The 25,442-nt window shown below is 40.7% G+C and carries 20 protein-coding genes and 1 pseudogene; 14 read left to right on the top strand and 7 right to left on the bottom strand.

Annotated features, from left to right (window positions below):
- The first annotated feature begins 80 nt into the window (after positions 1–80).
- From NQT65_RS02175 to NQT65_RS02155, 5 genes are read left to right on the top strand one after another with little or no spacing between them, the layout of a single operon-like run.
- Positions 81–893 (top strand): hypothetical protein, encoded by an 813-nt coding sequence (locus NQT65_RS02175; RefSeq protein WP_004586641.1) that lies wholly within the window; start codon positions 81–83, stop codon positions 891–893.
- Positions 894–1,934, top strand: coding sequence for an extracellular solute-binding protein (locus NQT65_RS02170; RefSeq protein ID WP_004586642.1), 1,041 nt, complete (start codon positions 894–896; stop codon positions 1,932–1,934).
- Positions 1,935–3,434, top strand: coding sequence for an ABC transporter permease (locus NQT65_RS02165; protein WP_126007128.1), 1,500 nt, complete (start codon positions 1,935–1,937; stop codon positions 3,432–3,434).
- 14 nt (positions 3,435–3,448) lie between these two features.
- Positions 3,449–4,462 (top strand): ABC transporter ATP-binding protein, encoded by a 1,014-nt coding sequence (locus tag NQT65_RS02160; protein WP_256850379.1) that lies wholly within the window; start codon positions 3,449–3,451, stop codon positions 4,460–4,462.
- An 18-nt stretch (positions 4,463–4,480) separates the two neighbouring features.
- Entirely contained in the window at positions 4,481–5,119 is a 639-nt protein-coding gene (locus NQT65_RS02155) for a Vat family streptogramin A O-acetyltransferase (protein WP_126007130.1), read from the top strand.
- 18 nt (positions 5,120–5,137) lie between these two features.
- On the opposite strand, the gene NQT65_RS02150 is transcribed toward NQT65_RS02155, so the two are convergent.
- On the bottom strand, positions 5,138–5,572 hold the full coding sequence (locus NQT65_RS02150; protein ID WP_004586647.1) for an ATP-binding protein: 435 nt from the start codon (positions 5,570–5,572) through the stop codon (positions 5,138–5,140).
- A gap of 447 nt (positions 5,573–6,019) precedes the next feature.
- Between NQT65_RS02150 and asnS the strand changes: the two genes are divergently transcribed.
- Both asnS and NQT65_RS02140 read left to right on the top strand, forming a co-directional pair.
- The gene (gene asnS / locus NQT65_RS02145) at positions 6,020–7,417 is read left to right on the top strand and encodes an asparagine--tRNA ligase (RefSeq protein WP_024033570.1); all 1,398 of its coding nucleotides are present in this window, start codon (positions 6,020–6,022) and stop codon (positions 7,415–7,417) included.
- A 136-nt stretch (positions 7,418–7,553) separates the two neighbouring features.
- Positions 7,554–8,486, top strand: coding sequence for a PstS family phosphate ABC transporter substrate-binding protein (locus tag NQT65_RS02140; protein WP_256850378.1), 933 nt, complete (start codon positions 7,554–7,556; stop codon positions 8,484–8,486).
- A 50-nt stretch (positions 8,487–8,536) separates the two neighbouring features.
- Here the strand turns inward: NQT65_RS02140 and NQT65_RS02135 are convergent, their stop codons facing one another.
- Positions 8,537–9,463 carry an electron transfer flavoprotein subunit alpha/FixB family protein gene (locus tag NQT65_RS02135; RefSeq protein ID WP_121637523.1) on the bottom strand — a complete coding sequence of 309 codons (927 nt, stop codon included), beginning with the start codon at positions 9,461–9,463 and terminating at the stop codon, positions 8,537–8,539.
- Complete coding sequence (locus NQT65_RS02130; protein ID WP_004586651.1) at positions 9,464–10,213, bottom strand: electron transfer flavoprotein subunit beta/FixA family protein; 750 nt, start codon at positions 10,211–10,213, stop codon at positions 9,464–9,466.
- A 206-nt stretch (positions 10,214–10,419) separates the two neighbouring features.
- Here NQT65_RS02130 and NQT65_RS02125 point away from each other — a divergent pair, with 206 nt between their 5' ends.
- The 6 genes from NQT65_RS02125 to NQT65_RS02100 all read left to right on the top strand — a co-directional run bounded on the left by NQT65_RS02125 (position 10,420) and on the right by NQT65_RS02100 (position 17,353).
- Positions 10,420–12,066 (top strand): electron transfer flavoprotein-ubiquinone oxidoreductase, encoded by a 1,647-nt coding sequence (locus tag NQT65_RS02125; protein ID WP_256850377.1) that lies wholly within the window; start codon positions 10,420–10,422, stop codon positions 12,064–12,066.
- Positions 12,067–12,199: 133 nt separating this feature from the next.
- Positions 12,200–12,664, top strand: coding sequence for an acyl-CoA thioesterase (locus NQT65_RS02120; RefSeq protein ID WP_004586653.1), 465 nt, complete (start codon positions 12,200–12,202; stop codon positions 12,662–12,664).
- Between the two features lie 239 nt (positions 12,665–12,903).
- Complete coding sequence (locus tag NQT65_RS02115) at positions 12,904–13,473, top strand: outer membrane beta-barrel protein (RefSeq protein WP_024033565.1); 570 nt, start codon at positions 12,904–12,906, stop codon at positions 13,471–13,473.
- Between the two features lie 291 nt (positions 13,474–13,764).
- Complete coding sequence (tsaA, locus tag NQT65_RS02110; protein WP_004586655.1) at positions 13,765–14,469, top strand: tRNA (N6-threonylcarbamoyladenosine(37)-N6)-methyltransferase TrmO; 705 nt, start codon at positions 13,765–13,767, stop codon at positions 14,467–14,469.
- Between the two features lie 90 nt (positions 14,470–14,559).
- Complete coding sequence (locus NQT65_RS02105) at positions 14,560–16,284, top strand: proline--tRNA ligase (protein WP_004586656.1); 1,725 nt, start codon at positions 14,560–14,562, stop codon at positions 16,282–16,284.
- 229 nt (positions 16,285–16,513) lie between these two features.
- Positions 16,514–17,353, top strand: coding sequence for a UDP-2,3-diacylglucosamine diphosphatase (locus tag NQT65_RS02100; RefSeq protein ID WP_256850376.1), 840 nt, complete (start codon positions 16,514–16,516; stop codon positions 17,351–17,353).
- 17 nt (positions 17,354–17,370) lie between these two features.
- Here NQT65_RS02100 and NQT65_RS02095 read toward each other — a convergent pair whose 3' ends face one another.
- From NQT65_RS02095 to NQT65_RS02080, 4 genes are all read right to left on the bottom strand, one after another.
- Entirely contained in the window at positions 17,371–20,427 is a 3,057-nt protein-coding gene (locus NQT65_RS02095; RefSeq protein ID WP_256850375.1) for an ATP-binding protein, read from the bottom strand.
- A 292-nt stretch (positions 20,428–20,719) separates the two neighbouring features.
- A complete protein-coding gene (locus NQT65_RS02090) occupies positions 20,720–21,928 on the bottom strand; it encodes an ABC transporter permease (protein ID WP_256850374.1) in 1,209 nt (402 codons plus the stop codon).
- The gene (locus NQT65_RS02085) at positions 21,921–22,709 is read right to left on the bottom strand and encodes an ABC transporter ATP-binding protein (protein ID WP_256850373.1); all 789 of its coding nucleotides are present in this window, start codon (positions 22,707–22,709) and stop codon (positions 21,921–21,923) included. Before NQT65_RS02085 ends, NQT65_RS02090 begins: the two co-directional genes overlap by 8 nt.
- Positions 22,706–23,518, bottom strand: coding sequence for a DUF3025 domain-containing protein (locus NQT65_RS02080; protein WP_256850372.1), 813 nt, complete (start codon positions 23,516–23,518; stop codon positions 22,706–22,708). Before NQT65_RS02080 ends, NQT65_RS02085 begins: the two co-directional genes overlap by 4 nt.
- 113 nt (positions 23,519–23,631) lie before the next feature.
- Here NQT65_RS02080 and NQT65_RS02075 point away from each other — a divergent pair.
- Positions 23,632–25,254 (top strand): annotated as a pseudogene (locus tag NQT65_RS02075) (M28 family metallopeptidase); the annotation flags it as partial.
- Between the last annotated feature and the right edge of the window lie 188 nt (positions 25,255–25,442).

Raw genomic sequence — 25,442 nt, 5'->3', positions numbered from 1 at the left:
TATTTGTTATATTGATTTTAGTAAATATTACGGATATGATAATGTCTATCATTTACAATTACCTTTTCGGACTCTTTACTATGAAACACCTTTCTAAATCTGTAAAAACATTAGGTGCAAGCTTATTGTTAGCTTCTGCTTTTGTAACGCAACCGGCGCTAGCTAACGGCCCAATTGGTGAGCACGTAAACCATTTACAAGAAAACATTAAAGACTATTCAGAAGAAGTTGAATGGATGGTTGGTAAGGTAGACACCATGGTAACTGACTACAGCAAAAGCGGTGCTAAGGCTGTAAACAGCGACGATTTAATTGAATATTGGGAGTCGGTTAAGTTTCACAGCGCCATTGAAACTAACTTTGTGCCTGTATATGCCTCAATTTGGCAAGGTATTTATGGTGTAAAAATGGCCATTGATAACAACAAGCCTGCCCAAGAAGTGCGCAATCAGCAAAAAGCCATGAACATAGCCTTGTGGCAAGGTCTTGGTGCTGTTAAGCTTGCGGCAAAATTCCAGCAAAAAGGCTTACTTGATACAGTTAAAGCCACTGCTACAGAAGGCATGACCCAAAGTGCCACCATTGACGAAATCAAGCACAAGCTTGACCGTGTTGTTGCTAAATTTGCAGAGCGCTTAAACGAAGAAGCCACTGAAATTGTTCACGATACGTATTTACACCTTTTTGAAGGCGTAGAAGGTACGCTTATCGAACAAGATGCAAAACTAGTAGAAGTGCTGGAAAAAGATTTTAACGTAACACTACCGCAAACAATTAAAAGCGCTAAAAGCGTTGATGAAGTACGTGACGTGGTAAGTGATATGCACACTAAATTAGACCGCGCTAAAACGCTAATAGAAAAAGCGGAGAAGTCGCGTAAGGATGTTTTTTAAGTGAAGCGTAGGACCTTTATACAAGGCCTAGCTGCGTTAGGGGTTGTTGGCGCTTTGCCACTGCCCCTTTCTCGCGCACTAGCTGCCGATATAGCAAATCCAGTTTCTGTTGATAATTTACCAAAGCTTAAAGGTGATTTAACCTTATACCTAGGCCGTGGTGAAGGTGGTTTGTATGAAAATGTATTACAAGCGATTCAGAAAAAAAATCCTGACTTTAACTTAGCTATTCGCCGCGGCCCGACTGCTGCACTTGCCAATACTATAGTGGCAGAGGCAAAGGCAGGTGTACGCCGTGCCGATTTATTTTGGGCGGTTGACTCAGGCGCTATTGGCCTAGTTACCGATGCAGGCCTTGCAAAGCCCCTACCGAGTGATTTATCTGCACAGTTACAACCACAATTTAGATACGATCAATGGGCGCCGGTTACCGGTCGGATCAGAACCTTGCCTTATAACACATCGCGTTTAACTAAAGATCAAATTCCAACAAGCATAATGGACATTGCAGATAGCGATTTATCAATTGGTTGGGCGCCTGCTTATGCATCGTTTCAATCGTTTGTTACCGCTATGCGTATTTTAGAAGGCGATGATAAAACCGCTAAATGGCTTAAAAAAGTTAAAAAGCGCGCTAAAACATACGCCGGTGAACTCGGTGTTGTAATGGCGGTAGAACGTGGTGAAGTAGATATTGGTTTTGCTAATCACTACTACACGCTGCGTCTTAAATCGGGTAAACCCGATGCTAAATTAGACTTAGCCTTTACCGAGCAAGATGCAGGTTGTTTAGTCAATGCCTCGGGTATTTTAACGCTAAACGATGACCCGCTTGCTACTAATTTTATGCGTTACTTATTAAGCGAAGAAGTACAAGGTTATTTAGCCCGAGAAGCGTATGAAATACCGCTTGTTAATGGCATTACTCAACCGGCAGGCTTACCGTCGCTGAGTGACATATCTCCACCAAAGGTGGATTTAACTCAACTTGCGGATTTACGCCCCACCATCAACTTGATGCGCAACAACGGCGTTTTATAAATGCGAATACCTGCTTCTTACCCAATGGCGCTGCTTGCAGCGCTCATTACGATTACCCCTGTTTATATTTTAATTACCCTTGCTAGCGACACCAGTACCCTTTTTGACAGTCATAATTTAAAAATACTGGGCAATACGTTATCGCTAATGGGCTTAACCGTATTAGGCTCAATTCTGATTGGGGTACCACTGGCTTTTATAAGTGCTTATGTGCATTTGCCTTTTAAAAAAATATGGCTGGTGATTTTTGCCGCGCCCTTGGCTATTCCAAGTTATATTGGCGCGTTTACTTTGTACGCTGCGTTTGGCCCAGGGGGGGAAATAAATAACCTACTTGGCTTTGAAACCCCACCCATGTACGGGTTAAGTGGTGCAGCCATTGTAATGACCTTGTATACCTTCCCTTTTGTAATGATGACCACACGCTCGTCCCTGCTCAGTTTAGATGCCAGCATGGTAAATGCAGCGCGTACCTTGGGTATGTCGATGACACAAAGTGTGTTTAAAGTAATTTTACCCCGTGTAGTTAACGGTATTGCAGCGGGCTCATTATTAGTGGCGCTGTATACACTTTCAGACTTTGGTACACCCGCAATGATGCGCCTAGATACCTTTACTCGGGTAATTTACGTAGAATACAATGCGTTTGCATTAGGGCGCGCGGCAATGTTGTCGCTGCAATTAATGGTTATTGTTGGCTTTTTACTTTTAATAGAATCACAAATAAAAACCGCCTCTGAACGACACGGTCGCCCACTGGTTTTATTTCCAACTAAATGGCAAATAACCGCAATGATTGCTGCGTTTGGCCCTATTTTATTGTTAGCTATTGGTTTACCGCTGGCGATATTTTTTGTTTGGCTAGCACGCGATGGTTACAGCAATTTTGACTTTAGCATCGCGTGGAACTCAGCGTATGCCTCAGCCATTGCTGCCATAGTGGCGGTTATTGTGGCTATTCCTGTTGCTCATGCCGCATTAAGCGGAAAAGCCGGCAGAATAATGGAGCGTGTTACCTATTTTGGTTTTGGTATTCCTGGCATTGTCATGGGCACCGCGCTGGTATATGGCGGCTTGCAACTCCCGTTTTTATATCAAACATTAGCGCTTCTGATTATTGCTTACATGCTACGATTTTTACCGCTTGCCGTTGGCTCTATTCGCACCAGTACAGAGCATTTAGATCAAAGCTTAATAAAGTCGGCGCGCGTATTAGGCGCAAGCCCGCGTGAAGCCTTTACTCGCATTACCCTGCCGCTAACAATGCGTGGTATTATTGCCGGTGCTGCATTGGTATTTTTAGAATCAATGCGCGAGCTTGAAGCAACGCTATTGCTAGGCCCAACCGGGTTTGAAACCCTTTCAACCTATTTATGGCGTGTGTACGAAGCCGGTTATTTTGGCCGTGCTGCCATTCCCGGATTATTGTTAGTGGTGATTTCCGCCTGTGGCTTAGCTATTATGATGTCTGGCGAAAAACGTAACCAACTCGAACATTGAGGATTTAAAAACAAATGCTATCTGTAAGCCAGTTGTCTATAGATTACGGCAGTAACCGTGTAGTAAGCGATTTAAATATATCGTTAGGTGAAAATGAAATTCTCATGCTAGTAGGCCCTACGGGCTGCGGTAAAAGTACAATATTGCAAGCACTTGCAGGGCTTATCCCCATTAGTGAGGGTGAAATAAACGTAGGCAAATGGCGCGCAACGCCAAAAAGTAATGTGCCCCCTGAAAAACGCAGTGTTGGTATGGTGTTTCAAGATTTTGCATTGTTTCCTCATTTAACGGTTGAGCAAAACATTTGTTTTAGATTAAAAGACACCGCCATTGCTGACCATTGGATTAAATTGCTTGGTCTAAATGATTTTAGAGCAAAAAAGCCAGCCACCCTCTCCGGTGGTCAAAAACAGCGCGTAGCACTTGCGCGTACACTTGCTCACCAGCCAGATTTTGTTTTACTAGATGAACCACTTTCTAACCTTGATGCCGCATTAAAAGATATGCTGCGCTGGGATATAAGAAACGCCCTAAAAGAAGCGGGAGTGCCTGCCGTGTGGGTTACTCACGACCAAGAAGAAGCGCTTTCGGTAGGTGACCGTGTAGGTGTATTACAAAACGGTAAAATACAGCAACTCGACAGCCCTGAACAATGTTTTAGCATGCCAAACAACCGCTTTGTAGCGCGCTTTTTAGGTGAAGCAAGCTTTATTGCTGGGCAGTTTGAAAATGGCCAAGCAACCACTAGCATTGGCGTAGCACCAGGGCAAGGTATAGACTGCGACAGTGGCGATGTAGATGTGTTGCTTCGCCCTGACGATGTACAGCTTATTCAAAACTTAAATCAACCTAACGGTGAAGTTGTTTGGGTACGTTTTGAAGGTGGCAGCCGTTTATGTGCGGTTAAATTAAGCTGTAATACGCTCGTTACTAGCCGTGTAAGCCACGAGGTTGTGGTTAACCCGGGTGACAGCGTTCATGTATCTATTGTTACTACTCACCCGCTGGCTGTGTATAAAAAACAATAATTAAACTATGAGGTAGCTATGTCTAAACAGGGCCCTAATCCAAATAACCCTGCCCCTGTTGAGGGCTTTCCTCAGGTTGGCTTTTTAAAAAACTTTATTACCTCGCCTAATATAGTGGTGGGTGATTATACCTATTACGACGATCCTGACGGCCCTGAAAACTTCGAAAAAAATGTCCTTTACCATTTCGATTTTATTAAAGATCGTCTCATTATTGGAAAGTTTTGCGCCATAGCTAAAAACGTGACCTTTATAATGAACGGCGCTAATCATCAAACCGCGGGGTTTTCTACCTATCCATTTTTTATATTTGGCAACGGCTGGGAAAAATCGGCCCCGCAGGCTGGCGAGTTACCCTTTAAAGGCAATACGGTTATCGGTCACGATGTATGGATTGGTTATGACGCAACTATAATGCCAGGGGTAAATATTGGCAGTGGCTCTATCATTGCAAGTAAATCGGTGGTTACCTGCGATGTACCCCCTTATAGCGTGGTAGGTGGTAATCCGGCAAAAGTAATTAAGCCCAGGTTTGATAGCAACACAATAAGTACGTTACTAGATATAGCTTGGTGGGATTGGAGCAATGAAAAAATCACTGCTCATCTAGATGCCATTACTCAATGTGATTTAAGCGCTTTAATAAAGCTTAAATAACCCATAAGTAACACTCACCTACCACTCAAACATGTACGCCATTTTACTAATGGTTTTTAAAGGCACGTTATGCGTGTTGCGCTTAGCGTATAAATGCTGCATAGACTTGTCTTTTACTTCACCAACAATAACTTCTTTAACTTGATAACCAAGCGCATGTGCTGCTTGAGAGTACGCAATAAACTCCCATTTTTTTATATTGGTGTTATCAACAATTACAAGCGGAATATTTTGCGCTAAAGCATTTATAAAACGCGCTAAATTTAAATTATGATATTGCGGAAGTTTAAATTTATCAAAGTGATACTCGCCTTGCTCATTGACAAAGTAGTCATCGGTTGAACAAATTAAATACTGGCTTGTATCTACTCCACCAAGCTCATCGGCTAGGGTTTGTGCATAGTAAGACTTACCACTTCCTGGTAGCCCTCTTAAAATAAAAACTTGTTTCATAGCATCCATTTCTGGGTAATGGTAAATATTAAATAGTTAAAATTATGATGTGCTGATTTACCGGCTTAATTGTTACTTATTATTTCATCATTGTAAGCCATTAGAATAACGCTGAAGCAGTTAGCGCGCCCACTAGCTTACACATTTTGCTCGGTAATTAAATAGCCGCAAGGTTGGCTAATTTCAATCCGTAGAGACAACACGCAGTAATAATGCCACAAAATCACTAAATTTCAGAGCACCAAATAACAATAGTGGTAATTTAAAGCAAAAAACGCTTTAAAAGTAACCCACTTGCATAAAAACTTTTAAAGAGTTGCTCACAATAGTTTTTTTATTTTATTTAACTAGGTAAGATACACGGTTCAAGTTCAACGCACTAAATTTAACCGCTGCGTTGAGTAGTTAATATTATACAGTTAGGCAACTTATATCATTGGAGTGAAGATGAGCCATTTAGCGATTTCAGAGCTATTAAAAGGCAATGTTGCGGTAGACAGCCAAGTAACAGTAAAAGGCTGGATCCGTACACGCCGCGATTCAAAAGCAGGAATATCATTTTTAGCCGTTCATGACGGTTCGTGTTTTGATCCTATTCAAGCGGTAGTTCCTAATTCACTAAATAATTATGATGAAGTTACTAGCTTAACAGCCGGTTGTTCTGTGTCGGTTACTGGTGTGTTAGTGCAATCTGCAGGTAAAGGTCAGTCATTTGAAATTCAAGCTAATTCTGTCACAGTTTTAGGTTGGGTAGAAAACCCAGATTCATACCCTATGGCCGCTAAGCGCCACAGCATTGAGTATTTACGTGAGCACGCTCACCTTCGCCCACGTACAAACATGATAGGTGCAGTAACACGTGTGCGTAACTGTTTAGCACAAGCTATTCACCGTTTTTACCACGAGCAAGGCTTTTACTGGATCAGCACCCCAATCATTACAGCCAGTGACTGTGAAGGCGCAGGTGAAATGTTCCGCGTATCAACACTTGATATGCAAAACTTGCCACGCACTGATAAAGGCGACGTTGATTACAGCGAAGACTTTTTTGGTAAAGAAGCCTTTTTAACGGTATCTGGCCAGTTAAATGGTGAAACATACGCATCGGCAATGTCAAAAATTTACACCTTTGGCCCAACATTCCGTGCAGAAAACTCAAACACGTCTCGTCACTTAGCTGAGTTTTGGATGGTTGAACCTGAAGTAGCATTTGCTGATTTAGAAGATATTGCAAAACTTGCTGAAAACATGCTTAAGTACGTATTTAAAGCGGTACTTGAAGAGCGCCGTGACGATATGGAATTTTTTGCACAACGTATCGAAAAAACAGCGATTAGCCGTTTAGAAGAGTTTGTAGAAAAAGACTTTGCCCAAGTTGATTACACTGACGCCGTAGAAATACTTAAATCATGTGGTAAAAAGTTTGAGTACGCCGTTGAATGGGGTGTAGATTTACAGTCTGAGCACGAGCGCTACTTAGCTGAAGAGCACTTTAAAGCACCGGTTGTTATTAAAAACTACCCGCGCGATATTAAAGCGTTTTACATGCGCCAAAACGAAGACGGTAAAACCGTTGCCGCTATGGACGTTGTAGCACCAGGCATTGGTGAAATTATTGGTGGTTCACAACGTGAAGAGCGCCTTGATGTGCTTGATGCGCGTTTAGATGAAATGGGCTTAAACAAAGAAGATTACAGCTGGTACCGCGATTTACGTAAATACGGTAGCGTGCCACACTCTGGCTTTGGTTTAGGTTTTGAACGCCTAGTTGCTTATGTTACAGGTATGGGCAACGTACGTGATGTAATTGCCTTCCCTCGTACTAAAGGCAGCGCAACGTACTAATCAAATTAATTGATTTTAAAAGCCAGCTTTTTTGCTGGCTTTTTAATGCCTGTTGTTTTTAATTATGGCTTTGTTAAATACTGTTTATAAATTTTGAACTATAGTTTTATTACGTATTCGTTATTTGGCTAATAGCATGATAAAAAACCTTATTTTAGCAACCACCGTTCTGCTTTCATCCTCTAACATTGCAACATCAGTTTCTGATATCGCCCCCGATCACAAGCCTTTACTTATTGGCGGCTCTTCTTCGGTCTCGCACCTATTGCATTTATTAAAGCCCAACTATGAAGAGCAAACTAATACGGCCATGCAAGTCCGCTCTATGGGCAGTACTAAAGGCATTAAAGCCATAGCACAAAACATTATTGATATTGGTGCTTCATCGCGCTATTTAACCAATGAAGAGCAAGAGCAATACCCTCATGTACGTCAAATTGTTATTGCGCAAGATGCGCTGGTATTTTTTACTAACAAAAAAAATAACATTGATTCGCTAAGCGTAGAGCAGCTCAGCGACATTTATGCGGGCAAATATAAAACGTGGCAAGAAGTTAACCCAAATTATAAACCAGAGACACAAAGAGATAATAAAATTCTTTTGTTTAGTAAGGCCTATAACCATGGCACATTTGATATTTTATTAGAGTTTTTAAACCTATCTTTTATGCGGGTTCCAAATGGTAATACAATTAAACTAAAGCAGGCAGGTAACCACGGGTTATTTCCTAAAATGGAAGTGCAGATGTATGACGAATTTAACCAAGCCCTTGGCATAGTACAACGCATGCCCAATGCCATTGCTTTTGACTCTTACGGCGCAGTCTCGCAGCTGCAGGGCTCTAAAAAAATAAATAAAATAAATTTACTCGGTATCAATGGCGTTAACGTTTCAGATGAAACTATTAAAAATGGTGAATATACGTTTGTTCGCCCCCTAATTTTATTGGTAAATAGCCAATCGAGCCGCTCTGTAGAACAAGCAGAGCTGCTGCTCAATTTATTAAAAGATAAGCGTGTTTTAGATACTTTGTCAGCGCATCATTATTCTATGCTTGAGGTGGAATAAAAAAAGCCGCAGGAAGCTAAGTTCACCGCGGCTTTACAACCAGAATATGTTTATAGCGCGTTTTCAAGCTGCGGTAATACCTCAAATAAATCAGCAACCAGGCCGTAATCTGCCACCTGAAATATAGGTGCGTCAGGGTCTTTATTAATCGCCACAATAACTTTTGAGTCTTTCATACCTGCTAAATGTTGAATAGCACCACTTATGCCCACGGCAATATACAGATTAGGCGCCACTATTTTACCCGTTTGCCCTACTTGCATATCGTTCGGTACAAAGCCTGCATCAACGGCAGCACGAGACGCACCAATTGCAGCGCCTAACTTGTCAGCAATACCGTTTAATAAAGCAAAGTTTTCACCATTTTGCATGCCACGACCACCTGATATAACTACCTCTGCTGCAGTTAGCTCAGGACGCTCTGACTCGGTTTGTTCAACACTTACAAAGTCACTTAATTGAGTATCACTTAACGTATCTAATGCATTTATGCTGGCAGGTGATTGTTGGCTTTGTAAGTCAAAACTACTCGCTCGTACGGTGATCACTTTTTTACTATCAAGCGATTTAACCGTGGCAATTGCATTACCAGCGTAAATGGGCCGTTTAAATGTATCACTATCTATTACTTCTATTATTTCTGACACTTGCGCTACATCTAAAAGCGCTGCAACGCGAGGCATAAAGTTTTTACCTGTGGTGGTTGCACTGGCAACAATATGTGTATAATTATCGGCAATAGTTAAAACAAGCTCAGCCATATTTTCAGCTAACTGATGCTGATAAAGTGCATTATCGGCTGTGAGTACAGTTGTTACACCTTCTATACTGGCAACCTGTTCGCTCATTGCGCCTACATTTAAACCCGCAATAAGTACATCTATATCAAAGCCTAATTTACTTGCCGCATTGATTGTTTTTGAGGTTTCTGGTTTTAGTGCACCGTTATCGTGCTCTGCAATTACAAGTGTTTTCATTTAAATCACCTTTGCCTCTGTTTTAAGTTTCTCTACCAGCTGGGCTACATCTTCAACAATAATACCGCCACTGCGCTTGGCCGGCTCTTCTACTTTTATTAACTGTACGCGGGGTGTTAAATCAACACCTAACGAATCTGCTGCTATTACATCAAGTGGTTTACGCTTTGCTTTCATTATATTTGGCAGCGATGCATAGCGAGGCTCGTTTAAGCGTAAATCGGTAGTTACAATAGCGGGCAGTTTTAGTGCAACAGTTTGTAAGCCACCATCTACCTCACGGGTTACATTCACTGTGTTACCGTTTATATCCACCTTAGAGGCAAACGTACCTTGGCCGCGCTTAGTTAAAGCCGCCAGCATTTGGCCTGTTTGGTTGTTGTCTGAGTCAATAGATTGCTTGCCTAAAATAACCAGTTCTGGGGCTTCTTGCTCAACTAATTTTGCTAATAATTTAGCAATGTGCAGCGATTCTAGTTTTTCATCGGTTTCGATGTGAATGGCTTTATCTGCACCTAATGCAAGTGCGGTGCGTAGCTGCTCTTGGGCTGCTTTTGCACCAATTGTTACCGCTATAACCTCTGTTGCTGTGCCCGCTTCTTTTAATCGAATGGCTTCTTCTATCGCAATTTCACAAAATGGGTTCATTGCCATTTTTACATTTGCTAAGTCAACGTCGCTGTTATCAGCCTTTACGCGTGCTTTAACGTTGTAATCGATCACTCTTTTTATTGGAACGAGAACTTTCATAGGAACTCCATCTATATTTAAACCTACAAGCTAACGTGTACGTCAACCTATTTATTTTATGAATTCAGACTACTTCCTGTTGACGTAAACGTCAACCTAAAATAACCTTAAAGTATTCACAGCCTGTAACATTTAATGTGCAAGTATTAAAAAGGCTGCATTGCTTATCTAATTTAGCTAAGCCCGTCATTGATTAAGAGGTTATTATGGTCGAACGTGAAACCATGGAATTTGATGTAGTTATTGTAGGTGCGGGCCCAGCCGGCCTTGCCAGTGCTATTAAACTCGCACAGCTAGCGCAAGAAAAACAACAAGAACAAACTATCTGTGTGGTAGAAAAAGGCTCCGAGGTAGGCGCGCATATTCTTTCAGGCGCGGTATTTGAAACCAAAGCCTTAGATGAGCTTTTGCCTAACTGGCAAGAGCTAGGCGCTCCCGTCACTACACAAGTGACACAGGATGAAATTTATTGGTTTAATAACAGCGAAAAAGCCACTACTCTCCCTCGCTTTGCGACTCCTAAAACATTTCATAATGAAGGTAATTACATTGTTTCTATGGGCAATGTGTGCCGATGGCTTGCCGAGCAAGCTGAAAATTTAGGCGTTGAAATATTCCCAGGCTTTAGCGCTCACTCTTTAATTATTGAGCAAGACACCGTTAAAGGCATTATTACGGGCGATATGGGCGTTGATAAAGACGGCAATGAAAAAGATGGTTATATGCCAGGTATGGAACTTCGCGCTAAATACACTGTATTTGCTGAGGGGTGTCGCGGCCATTTAGGTAAGCAGCTTATCAACGAGTTTGCGCTTGATAAAGATGTGTCACCACAGCACTATGGCTTAGGCTTTAAAGAGATTTGGCAAATAGATGCCAGTAAGCACCAGCAAGGTAAAGTAGTGCATGGTACGGGCTGGCCGCTAAGTGGCGATACCAATGGCGGCTCTTTTATGTATCACTGCGATAACAATCAAGTGGTTGTAGGGTTAATTGTTGATTTAAATTATTCTAACCCGCATTTAAGTCCGTTTGATGAGTTTCAGCGAATGAAACACCACCCTGTTTTTAAGCAAACCCTTGAAGGGGGTGAACGCATTGCCTATGGCGCCCGTGCAATTGCAAAAGGCGGCTTTCACTCGCTGCCTAAAATGCATTTTGCTGGTGGCTTATTAATAGGTTGCGATGCCGGTACACTCAATTTTGCCAAAATTAAAGGTAACCATACCGCAATGAAATCGGGCATGGTGGCGGCAGACGTTATTTTTAAAGCGCTCCAAAATGGCCAAGCTAATACTGATTTAGCCGATTATAAAAACGCGTTTGAAAAATCTTGGGCTTATAAAGAGCTTTACCAATCGCGTAATTTTGGTCCCGCTATGCATACATTAGGTAAGTTTGCTGGGGGGGCGTACAATACCCTTGATCAAAACATCTTCAACGGTGCACTGCCCTTTACCTTTAAAGACAACACGCCCGATTACGATACGCTAAAAGATGCAGCTAACAGCCCTCACATTGACTACCCTAAGCCTGATGGCCTACTTAGCTTTGATAAACTCTCTAGCGTGTTTTTATCTAATACTAATCATGAAGAGTCGCAGCCTTGCCATTTAAAGCTTAAAGATCCCGCCATTCCTATTGCGGTTAATTTAGTAAAGTTTGACGAGCCCGCACAGCGCTATTGCCCTGCAGGGGTATACGAAGTTCAACAAATTGAAGGTGAAGATCAGTTTGTGATTAATGCTCAAAACTGTGTGCATTGTAAAACTTGCGACATAAAAGACCCAAGCCAAAACATTACTTGGGTAACACCCGAAGGTGCTGGCGGGCCAAACTACCCTAATATGTAACTATTTTATGCACAAAGGTGCATTAAAAACCTATCTTTTACATATAAATTATAAACCTATCCTAAATTGCAGGGGCTTCGGCCCCTTTTTTACGGTATGCTCATAGGTAAGTTTCATAAAGTGAGTATTTAATATGCCGTCGTCAAATGTTGTATTTCGTTTTTTAGCAGAGCCTACCGATGTAAATTTTGGTGGGAAGGTTCATGGTGGTGTGGTCATGAAATGGATTGACCAAGCGGGTTATGCCTGCGCTGCAGGTTGGAGCGGCCATTATTGTGTTACTGTTTCTGTTGCTGGGGTTAAATTTAGACGCCCTATTTTGGTTGGCCAAATTGTCGAAGTTGAAGCAAAAATTGCGCATACAGGCTCAACAAGTATGCAAATATTTATTCAGGTACGGTGTGGCGATCCTAAAACTCAAAACATGGTAGAAACAAACCACTGTGTTATTAGCTTTGTAGCAATGGACGAAACAGGTTACCCGGTAGAGGTTCCTGCTTTTAAAGCACAAACAGAAGAAGATATTAAATTAGAGAACTACGCTATTAAAATGAAACAAATTGCAATTGAGACAGAAAATTTGCTTCATAAAGTATAAAAGTACAATGTAAAATTCACATAGACCATGTAAAAGGTACAACCTTTACTTAGAAAACAAAAAACTAAAAAAGTTCACCCTGCTTATAAAAAATACAAAATAGCCGTAAAAATGCCGTATAAGTCGTTTTTACGGCTATTTTGTAACCACACCTATTGTTGGCATGCTCACTGCAAATAACTAATTGTCGTTTGATAAGTTAAATCAAACATTTATTATTTTTTTAAAGGAGCTATACAATGATTAAAACACTTTCTCTTTCTGCAATTGCTTTAGCAACACTGGGTTTTAACTCTGCAGCACACGCTGACATTACGGATTTTGATTCTCCTCGCATTTATACAGGTGTTGGTTATGGCCAATACTCATTTGAATTTGAAGACAGCGAAAACGACACTGAATTTGATGACGATGCACAAATGCTAAAAGGTTACATTGGTACACAATTTAACGAACACTTTAGCGTTGAGTTAGCTTATCAAAACTTTGATGAAGTGAGCGACATCGACAGCAAAGCAGAAGTTGATGGTGTGTCATTAGCAGCTATTTTAGCGGCTCCGCTTTCTGAAAGCTTTTCAGTATATGCTAAAGGTGGTTGGTTTGAATGGGATGCAGATGTAGAGCAAGAGCTTCCTGTTGGTAGCATTTCAGCATCACAAGACGGCGGCGACGTGTTTTACGGCGCGGGTATTCAATACGCGTTTTCTAGCAATGTTCAAATGCGCTTAGAGTACGAACGCTACGAACTAGATGATGAAATTGACCCAGAAATGGATGTTGCATCAGTATCAATTCAATACATGTTTTAATTAGCATTAAAAACACTTAAGGTGAGCCATGTGCTCACCTTTTTGTTGCTTATACATAATATCCATCCGTAATAATAGCTAATCATTTTGCGGCACTAAACGTGTCGTTCCAGTCTCAAAATAGCTCCACTTAATTAAGCAAATTGGTATAAACACTAATCACTATATTTTAAACCGCTTAGTCTAATACTCCATTAAACCAGCCAGTCTAAAATATAACGTATTAACTGTACTGCTATAAATACCAAATAGAGGTAGAATAGCGCCCTATTTTTTAGTTAACTGAGCATTATGAGCGATTATAGCATTTCGGCTGTTGGCCACATTCAATCCCCTTATAAACAAAAGTTTGCAATACCAAGGCAGCCACGTTTAGTGCCTCAAGCTAAAGCCAAACTTATTTTTACTGCTGAGTTTAATCGTGAAGAATTTGTGCGAGGCATTGAAGAATTTAGCCATATTTGGCTGTTGTTTAGGTTTCATGAAACCGCCGATAAAGGCTATTCAGCTATGGTGCGCCCACCACGTTTAGGCGGTAATGAGCGTAAAGGCGTTTTTGCAACGCGCGCCACATTTAGACCCAACGCCATTGGGATGAGCGCTGTAAAACTTGAAGGCGTTGAGTATAAAAACGGCCAACTTAGTTTACTGCTTGCTGGTATAGATTTACTCGATGGCACGCCTATTGTGGATATAAAGCCTTACTTACCTTATTCAGATGCAATGCACGACGCCAGTGCCGGTTTTGCCGATACCCGACCAGAAACACAAATGAGCGTCGCGTTTTCACCCGAGGCAATTGACTTTATTGCCAAGCAAACACACTACCCTGAGCTTGAAGATTTTATTACTAATGTACTAAAACAAGACCCACGCCCTGCCTATAAAAAACAAAAACAAGGCGAGCAAAGTTATGGTATGACACTGTATAATTATAATATACGCTGGCAGGTTAACGGCGAGCATAACTTAGTAACAAGTATAGAAAATAACTAAAAAGTGCAGTTAGCGCTTTAGTGTAAAAGCAAGCGCTGGTAAACTTAGCGCCCTATTAAAAAGAACATATTACTTAATTTCGGAAAAATCATGCGTACCAGTCAATATATACTCGCAACACTTAAAGAAACGCCATCAGATGCTGAAATTGTTTCGCATCAATTAATGCTTAGAGCCGGTATGATCCGTCGCGTCGCTTCGGGTTTATATACATGGTTACCCTCTGGTTTACGCGTGCTTCGTAAAGTAGAAAATATTGTTCGTGAAGAAATGGATAAAGCAGGCGCAATAGAAATGTTGATGCCGGTTATTCAACCTGCTGATTTATGGCAAGAGTCTGGCCGTTGGGAGCAATTTGGTCCTGAACTTGTTCGCTTTAACGACCGCCATAACCGTGAGTTTGCGCTAGGTCCTACGCATGAAGAAGTAATTACAGATTTTGTTCGTAAAGAGATTAGCAGCTATAAACAACTGCCTGTTACTTTGTACCAAGTACAAACTAAAGTGCGCGATGAAAGACGCCCACGCTTTGGTGTAATGCGTGCACGTGAATTTACGATGAAAGACGCGTATTCATTTCATTTAAGTGAAGCGTGTTTAGATGCCACATATAAAGTAATGCACAAAGCGTACTGTAATATTTTTGAACGCTTAAACTTAGAATACCGCCCTGTACTTGCTGATACAGGCTCTATTGGTGGTAGCTTATCACATGAGTTTCATGTACTTGCTGAATCAGGTGAAGACGCGATTGCCTTTAGTGATGCAAGCGATTATGCAGCTAACATCGAAAAAGCAGAAGCGTTAGCTCCAACTCAAAGTCGTCCTGAGCCATCTAAAGAGCTTAAAGCGTTTCCTACACCAGATGCTAAAACAATTAGCGAGCTTAAAAAGCACTACGGCGTTAAACCACACCGCGGTGTTAAAACATTAATTGTGTACGGTACGCCTGATGAAAACGAACAACGTGGTTTAGTTGCGCTTGTACTACGTGGCGATCACGAGTTAAACGAATTAAAGGCTGAAAAGCACCCACTTGTAGACTCTCCACTTGAAATGGCCACTGAGGCTGACATTGTTGCGGCTATTGGTGCAAAGCCAGGTTCACTTGGCCCTGTGGGTTTATCAATGCCAATTATTGTAGACAGAACTGCTAATGTAATGGCAGATTTTGTTGCCGGTGCTAATAAAGATGACGAGCACTTTAGCGGAATTAACTGGGATCGCGATGTTAAAGAATATCAAGTTGCTGATATTCGTAACATTGTTGAAGGCGATCCAAGCCCGTGTGGGCAAGGTACTTTACAAATTAAACGCGGTATTGAAGTTGGTCATATTTTCCAACTTGGTACTAAGTACTCAGAAGCCATGAAAGCAGGCGTACTGAGCGAATCGGGTAAAAACCAAGTAATGACTATGGGTTGTTACGGTATTGGTGTTTCGCGCATTGTGGCAGCGGCTATTGAGCAAAATAATGATGATTACGGTATTATTTGGCCACAATCTATTGCCCCATTTGATTTAGCTATTGTGCCAATGAACATGCATAAGTCGCATCGTATTCCTGATATTGCTAATAATCTATACCAAGGTTTAAAAGATGCAGGCTTAGATGTTTTATTTGATGATCGTAAAGAGCGCCCTGGCGTTATGTTTAACGACATGGAATTAATGGGTGTACCTTATACTTTAGTGATTGGTGAGCGTAACCTTGATGAAAACAAGGTTGAGCTCAAAAATCGCCGTACCGGTGAAAAGTTAATGGTTGATTTAGACACCGCAATTGAGACTATTAAAGCGGCTGTTAAAGGTTAACAACACCCACGCTTAAAACAAACTATAAGGCCGCATTTAAACATGCGGCCTTTTTGATGCGCGTTTAATGGTAATGTATATAAAAGCTGGTCACCTAATCTTCTATCCAGCACAATAAAATTTAATTAGCTGGTTTGATATAAATTGTCATGGAGGCTTCGCTAAAGTGTCTCATAAGTGTCATCAGATTTATCTACAGTGTTTAATTATTACATTATGGATGACGGGCATGACAAACAATCAACAGCGTAAAAAACAACATTATCCAGCCGTTTGGATATCGGATGTACACTTAGGGTATAAAGACTGTAGAGCCGACTATTTATTAGATTTTTTAAACTCAATTGAATGCGATACGCTTTATTTAGTAGGTGATATTGTTGATTTGTGGGCGATGAAGCGCAGTTTTTATTGGCACCCATCTCATTACCAAGTGCTTAGTTGCATTCAACAAAAAGCCCTTGATGGCACCCGTGTAATATACATACCTGGTAACCACGACGAGACCTTTCGCCACTACATAAATCAAACTTTATTTGGTGTAGAAGTCCACCAGCAGTTTATTCATACCACAAAAGCCAATAAACGCTTTTTACTGCTCCACGGTGATGACTTTGACTCGGCAACCCGCTACAACAAGCTCATTAGTATTGCAGGCGATGCAGGTTACGACTTACTGCTGTTTTTAAATCGTTGGACTAACCGAGTTCGTAAAGTGTTAGGCGGTAACTACTATTCACTTGCTGCATGGATAAAAGCACGCGTTCATAAAGCCCGTGAAGCCATTGCGGCTTTTGAAGATGCCGCTATACATGAGGCAAAAAAACAAAAAGTCGATGGCATTATTTGTGGACACATCCATCACCCTAAAATTAAAGTAGTAGATGGCATAGTGTATTGTAATGATGGTGATTGGATTGAAAGCTGTACCGCATTAGTTGAGCAACCAAACGGTAAAATAGAGCTGTTGCATTGGTCTGATACGCAAAAAGTACTTGATACAGCCGATGTAACCAGCTTAGTTAAACCTATTCAAACTGATACCAAACCAAGTAAGTCAGCAGCGTAACTGCTGACTTAGCTCATTTAGTTTAACCAGGTTAGCAGCCTATTTTTAAGCGTTTTAGGCTTTATTGGCTTGGTAATATAATCATTCATGCCGGCGGTAATGCAACGCTCTCTATCGCCTTCCATTGCACTTGCGGTCATGGCAATAATTGGAATGCTAATATACTCAACTCCAGCTTTAGCATTTCTTATCTCGCTGGTGGTATCGTAGCCATCTAGGTTAGGCATTTGGCAATCCATTAAAATTAAGTCAAACGGTTGCTCTTGATTAAATTTAAGGGCCGAAAGTGCTTCTATACCATCACTTGCACAGGTAATTTTTATTCCTGTGCGTTTTAAAATAGCTTTCGCTACCTCAATGTTAATCATGTTGTCGTCAACCAATAATACATGATATTTAGACAACTCAGGCTCTGGCTCTATGTCGTTTGCTTGTTTAGGCGCGGTTAAAACAAACTCATTATTAGCACCAAAAATACTGCCTAGCTTATAGGTAAATTGATCTTGCGTAAGTGGTTTGTGCAAAATGTGGCTATGCTCAGGAAACACTTTTTTAGATTGCTTATTAACCACCATGTCTCGCAATATAAGCACGTACTTTTTATCTGCCTTTTCGCAGTAGCTTATTAGCGCATTAACTTGCGGGTGTTCGTCATCAATAATCAGTAAATCGGCATCAAATTCGCTGTGTTCACTAAAGTAGTCGAGCCTTGTAATATGGCTTGGCTGAATTTTACAGGTTTGAGTTAATAATCCGCATACATTTTTAAATACATTGTCGCGGGCAATAAGCGCCGCTACACTGACCTCTTTAGAAAGCTCAATGCCGGTATTAAGTTTTTGCTGTTGCGCCACATGTAACTCTACCGTTGCAACAAAGGTGCTGCCTACGCCTTTTTCACTGCTAACGGTAATATTACCGCCCATTAATTGCGCCAGTTTTTTACATATAGATAACCCTAAACCGGTGCCACCAAAATGGCGCGTTGTGCTTGAATCTTCTTGGGTAAACACATCAAACAGTTTATCGATGTTTTCAGTGGCAATACCAATACCGGTGTCTTTAATTATAAAGCTCATTAAAATTTTACTGTCGGTAATGTATTTAGAGTTTAAGGTTAAACTTACTTCGCCTTTATGCGTAAACTTAAACGCATTATTTATTAAATTAATTAAAATTTGCTTAAGGCGATGGCTATCACCGATAACCATTCTGTCGACCACGTTTTGGGTATTTAAAAAGACCTCTAGCCCTTTACGTTGGCCCTGCAGCGCAATTGAATTAATCATATCGCTACAGACAGAGATAACATCAAACGAGTGATTATCAATGTCTAGTTTACCCGCTTCAATTTTAGAAAAATCTAAAATATCGTTAATTAAACTCATTAACGAGTGTGCACTGCTATTGGCTAATTTTAAATAGTGTTGCTGTTGCTCAGTGAGGCTGTCTTCTTTTAGCATTTCAAGCATGCCTAAAACACCGTTCATTGGTGTGCGTATTTCGTGGGAAATATTGGCTACAAAGTCACTTTTTGCTTGGCTTGCGGCAAGGGCTTGGTCAATCGCTCGCTCAAGTTCAACAGTACGCTGAGATACCTTTAACTCTAACGTGCTATTTAAACCCTGTAACTGTGATTGAGTATGCTTTAACGAGCTGATATTACGTAAAATAGCAGCAACTTGATAACGATTACTAAATACATCAAATACGCTGGTCAGCGTGATTGAATAGTATTCTTTATTGCCATCATCACCAGTATAAACCGCTTCAAATGGCATTTTAGAGCCGTGCTCTATGGTTTCACTAATGCAGTTTTTATCTTCATCTGCAAGGGTAAATAAGTTACTAAAGCGGGTGTTGTCATTACCTAGCCTACTCGCAAAAACTTTTTTAGCCGTTTGATTACAGTGAATAATAGTTTCATCACTGTCTATGGTAAAAATAGCGTCGAGTGAATTTTCAATCACTTTATTATTTTGCTCTGTTAAAGAATGTATAAGCAGCTTGCGATTAATATAACGCTGATATAACAGCGTAATAATTATAAATATGGTAAAAAATGTGGCGGTGATGGCGATAAAACTTTCGCGCCTTTTTGCAACGCGTTCCAATAAGGTTTCAGAATCAATAGAAACGGCCATCTCTAATGGCAGCATGGCAATATCGCCTTCAAAACTTACCCGTTTATTTAAAAAGTACTGTTTTGGTGCATCACCTATTAACAAGGTTTCGTGAGAATTCATGTTTTGTGTGGGGCTAAATTCATCACTCCAGGTTTTGGCTTGGTTAAATTCAAAGCCAAACCGTAAATCAGGGTTTGGGTGGTATAAAAATTCGCTTTCATTATTAAGCAAATAAATATTAATCCCAGGTGGAAGTTCAAACGTTAAACTTTCAAATAACTTATCTGCGGAGTAGTTTGTCACTAAAATTGCAAACACTTGCTTTAAATGATCGAAAACCGGCTTAGCTACGCGGTATGTACTAACAAAGGGTTTTTGTATTTCACCGTTTTCGCGGTTGAAGTTAATAGGCGATATATACACACTTTTTTCATCAAGCATGCTGGCTTTAAGTACGTAGTCTCGCCCGCCTTTTTTTTGCAGTTGTGCGCCCTGTAGCCTAATTATGTCACCTAAAAAGCGGTCTACACGTACTATCTCTTGGCCATTTTCAGCAAGCATAATGTAACGTGCTTGCAAAATAGAATCGTCGGTTTGCATAAACCCGCTAAAAATATCAGCAAGGCGGTCTTGCCATACAGCAATTGGGGTTTGTAATAGTGGGTCGATTAATTGGTTGTCGGTCGCTCTAGATATACCTTGAATAGGTGGAGTCGCGTTTAAAAAGCGAATAGCGGTAATACTGTCGTTTAAATGATTTTTTAAAGACGCGGCTTTTGTTTCAAGCTCACGATTGAGTTCACTACGAGCATCGTTATATATCTCTGCGCGCACTTTTTTTTCAAACACATACACCGAAGGCAATGCAATAACTAAAAAAACAATAATGGCAACTAGTAATAATTTATTACCTTTTGCTGCTGTTATAAATACATTCCTTTTTAGCATTGAACCCTCACTCCTCACTATTTTCTAGGTTAGATTATAGAGGATTATTTGATAAAAAATAGAAGTAAAAATAATTAGTTACTTAAAAAAGTGTAATTAAAGTTTGAACAAATACTCTAAACCAATCACTTAGTATTACTATTAAAAAGCAGTGTTAATTTAAGATGAATACCACTCTAAAAAACATACAAATTAATATAGACGGCAAATAAAAAATTATAAGCGATAACAGTTAATGGGTAGTAAAGGTAAACGAGCAAGACAATACCCTGCCCGTTTATAAAACCTTAAACTATCTAAATAATACGTCTTCGCGGTTAAACCACTTAACACAAAAGGCAAGTAACGCGCCGGCAATAAGTGCCGTAGCCAAAAATATTAAGCCAACCAAGGTGTAATCTACCGTGCCTTTAACAATTTCTTTAATTGCGAGCGCTACATTAGTAACAGGAATAAAAGCAGTTTTAGCTGTTAGCTCTACATTAGGCATAATGGATACAATGATGGGAAAAAACACCCCCATACTCAAAGGTGCCATGTAATTTTGGGCCTCTTTAAATGTACGAGCATAAATAGATATTGCTAACGCCAATGCTGAGAATATCGCGGCAATAGGTAGTAACAATACAAAAATCATTAATAAATCGCTTACCGCTAATGAGCTAAATGCTGTTTTAATTACTTCTAGGTCTGCAAATGCAAGGGCTACCGCTATCCACCCGCCCATACTGAGTACAGTTATAGTTGTTGATGCAATTGAGGTTGTCAGTAAGGTTATAAATTTGCCTAGTACCAGCTCTGTACGCGTAATAGGTGTAAGCAATAAGGTTTCTAATGTACCGCGCTCTTTTTCACCTGCACCTAAATCTATTGCTGGGTACGTAGCGCCCATAAGAACTATAGGAATCAGTAGGTAGGGCAAAAAGCCACCTAGCTTTTCACCTAAGTTTTCACGTTTATCGGCGGTATCAACCTTTACTACTTCAATAGGGGTTAAAAGTGCTAAATGGGCTTCTTTTTCAATACCAAAACTTATTAATTTTTCTGTTTGTAATGCATCGCTATACTCTTTGGCGAGCTCTTTTACACGCTGAAATAAAAAGTTGATAGATTTAGCATCATTAAATACCACTTCCCACTTACTTTGCTGGGCATCATTTAAGGCTTGTTTAGCGTTAGTGGGTAAATATATACCCATGTCTATATCACCTGCGATTACCCCTTCTTTTAGCTCTTCAATGCTATTAAAGGTTTTAGCACCTTTATAAAGTTCAAAGCTTTTATGATAAAACACTTTTTCGGTAAACTCTGGCGCGTAGTCGCCATTAATAATGGCGTAGGTATGTACCTTTTGTTCAGCGTCGAGTGCCGCTTGAGAGCTAATAAACGCCATAACGGCAAATAATAAGGGAAACACCGCAACGGGTAAAGCGACTACAAACAACAAGGTTTTTTTATCGCGTAGGAGTTCTGTTAATTCCTTTTTAAAAACTTCAAACATCGTGTTTCTCCGTTAATATGTTCATAAACGCTTGGTTTAGCTCTTCACTATTACCTGCCTGTTTGAATTCAGCAAGCGTGCCATCAAAGCAGCTTACGCCTTCATTAATTACCGCAACACGGTCACATAAAAGGGCCACTTCATCTAAATGGTGCGTTGAAAAAATAACAGGCGTGCCTTGCGCCTTTAAGCCTTTTATAAAGTTTATAACCGTTTGTGTGGTCATGATATCAAGGCCTGTGGTTGGCTCATCGAGTACCACCACTTCTGGGTGATGTACCACAGCACGGGCAATATTGGCTTTTTGCTTCATGCCGGTAGATAGGTTTTCTGCACGTTTATCAATGAATTTATGCATGTCGAGCAAAGTAAAAAGCTCCTCACAACGAGCCGCTATTTGCTCTTTGTTCATTCCATGAAGCTTTGCAAAGTATTCAATATTTTCTTTAACGGTCAGGCGACCATACAAGCCAGTTGAACCGGATAAAAAACCAATAGACTTGCGCCCTACTAACGGCTTTTTAATTATGTCGTTGCCGGCAATAGTTATTGTGCCTTCATCGGGCTTAAGTGCAGTTGAGAGCATACGCAATGTAGTAGTTTTACCCGCGCCATTAGGGCCAAGTAACCCTAACACTTCACCTTTTGCACATTGAAAGCTGACATTTCTTACTGAATGAAAAAAATCTTTATCTTCACGCGGGTCTATATCATCAACTTTATTTTTTTTATGATCCTTGGTTAACTTAAACTTTTTTTTAAGCCCTGCGACTTCTATCATTTTCGTATCCTTCGTTTAGCTCTAAAGTAATCGGTATTATCATAGAACGATTCATTCTCATTTGCGTCATGCCATCCTGGTACACCTAATAATGGCAATGGAGAAAGCTGTTTGTTATCGGCTAAGCAATGCTCTATTTTTATCTTCTCATAAAGTACTTGGTCTAGGTACTGATATTGAGTAACTAAATCTTTACAAAATATTTCATCCGGTACACTTACAAATAACGCTTTACCCGTTAAACCAATATAGGGCTTTGTGAGCATTTCATAATTAGCGTGGCCAAACATAAAAGGTTGTATTGTTTTGCCCCACTCTTCTCGGTGAGTTATAAATGCAGTTTTCCATTGGTGGTCTGTTAAAAGCGTTTGCCACTTAGTATCACTAATGGCAAGCACCACGCCGCACTCGTCAAATAATGTGAGTGCATTACGATGTTTAGTACGTTGCTTTAAGCCATGCTGCGCTATTTCTTGTACGTGGCGCTGATTAATAAGCGCCTTGGTTTTTGGAAACAAACACCAAATAAAGCCACCAAATAAATCGTGCCAATTTTTACTGCGTGTAGGCACTACGCCAGTTTCAAAAATGACTTGCTCATAATAGCGCTCACCAAAATCAACGCTTGCATCGTCTTCAAACGTTATTGGCAGGTTATTAGCATTAATGGCATTCAAATACGCAGTGAACCAATCGGGGGCTGGCCAATCAGTTTGTTTATCAATATTAAACAGTGTTCGTAAGTGCTCAAACGCACCGCTTTTCAAACTACTAACTTGCCATTGCTCGGGCGGAGTAAAGCGCTTCATTTATACCTTTAACAATTTATGCTGTTAATTTGCGGTCAGTTTACCGCAAAAACTGGTTCTAATTAATAGAAGTTAATATACTAATCACATCTTAGAACAAGAATAGAGCTACTATGAAACGATATTTCTCTCTCACACTGATTGCTGGCGCTGTATTAGCTGGCTGTGCAACAACAAGTATTACACCTACCGATGTAACAAATGGTTACAACAGTATTAAAGCAGATGAACTTGCAGCGCACATTAAAGTGCTTGCCTCTGATGAATTTGGCGGTAGAGCGCCTTCATCTGAAGGTGAAAAGTTAACGCTTGATTATCTGACCACTCAATTTAAAGCATTAGGGTTTGAACCCGGTAATGGTGATAGCTTTTTACAAGAAGTGCCGCTTGTTTCATTAGAAGCTGATTCAAATATGGTATTAAGTATTGGTGGCAAAGATTATCAATACAAAAAAGACATGGTTATGGGCAGTAGCCGCATTAGCGCACAAGAAGGGATTGAAAATTCAGAGCTTGTCTTCGTAGGTTACGGTGTAAATGCCCCTGAATATAACTGGAACGATTACGAAGGCCTAGACGTAAAAGGCAAAACTGTTGTTATGCTTGTTAACGATCCGGGTTTTGCTACAAAAGATCCTGCGTTATTTACCGGCGATGCAATGACCTACTATGGCCGCTGGACTTATAAATATGAAGAAGCGAGTCGTCAAGGTGCAGCCGGTGCTATCATCATTCACGAAACGGCCCCTGCGTCATACCCGTGGTCAGTGGTTGAAAACTCATGGAGCGGTGAGCAGTTTGGTTTTCAAAAAGAGAACAACAATATGGACCGCGTTGCGGTTGAAGGCTGGGTAACCACTGATGTAGCTAAAGAGTTATTTGCTAAAGCGGGTCTTGATTTTGAGACTGCAAAAGCCAATGCAGCTAAAGGTGCGTATAACGTTGACATGGGCGATTTAACTGCATCGGTTAATGTTAAAAATACAATTAAAAAATCGGTGTCGTATAACTTTATTGCGACGTTGCCGGGTAGCGAAAAAGCGGATGAACATGTTATTTATTCAGCGCATTGGGATCACCTAGGTACAGATACAACCCGTAAGGGCGACCAAATTTATAATGGTGCGCACGATAACGCCACAGGCACTGCGGGGCTTATTGAGGTTGCAGAGGCATTTACTAAGCTGCCAAAGCACCCTACTCGCTCAATGACATTTTTAGCTGTTACGGCTGAAGAGCAAGGCTTACTTGGATCTAAATACTACGCTGCTAACCCGGTTATTGCTGCTGATAAAACAGTCGCCAATATAAACATGGATAGCCTAAACTTATTAGGTAAAGTAAAAGACATGAACGTAGTAGGTTTAGGTAAGTCGCAAATGGACGACCTACTAGCCAAAGCAGCAAAAGAGCAAGGTAGAACAATAGCGGGCGACCCTAAACCATCATCAGGTGGTTACTACCGCTCTGATCACTTTGCATTTGCAAACATGGGTATTCCGGCTATGTATGCAGGCGGCGGTACTGTTGCCGCTGATGAGGATACAGCAAATTATCGTAAACGTATGAGCTTAGTGCTACGTGGTTGTTACCATCAACCCTGTGACAGATACCGCGATGAGTGGGATTTATCGGGTGCGGTGCAAGACTTACAATTGTTTTATAAAGTAGGCTTTGATATTTCTGAGCAAGCACAATGGCCTGCATGGTACGAAAACTCAGAGTTTCAACGCAAATTAGGCTTTGATATTTCTGAGCAAGCACAATGGCCTGCATGGTACGAAAACTCAGAGTTTCAACGCAAATAATGTATTTCGCCTGAGCGTAGGTTATTTACCATCGAAAAACTCAAACTGAGCTATCGATTTAAATAGATGCAAATGATATTGATTATCATTTGCAAAATGTATACAGTGTGTCCTAG

It is taken from the genome of Pseudoalteromonas agarivorans, from assembly GCF_024518735.1.
Classification (GTDB): domain Bacteria; phylum Pseudomonadota; class Gammaproteobacteria; order Enterobacterales; family Alteromonadaceae; genus Pseudoalteromonas; species Pseudoalteromonas atlantica.
The sequence above is the reverse complement of the archived record's forward strand: the minus strand, read 5'-3'. Positions and strand labels throughout refer to the sequence as shown.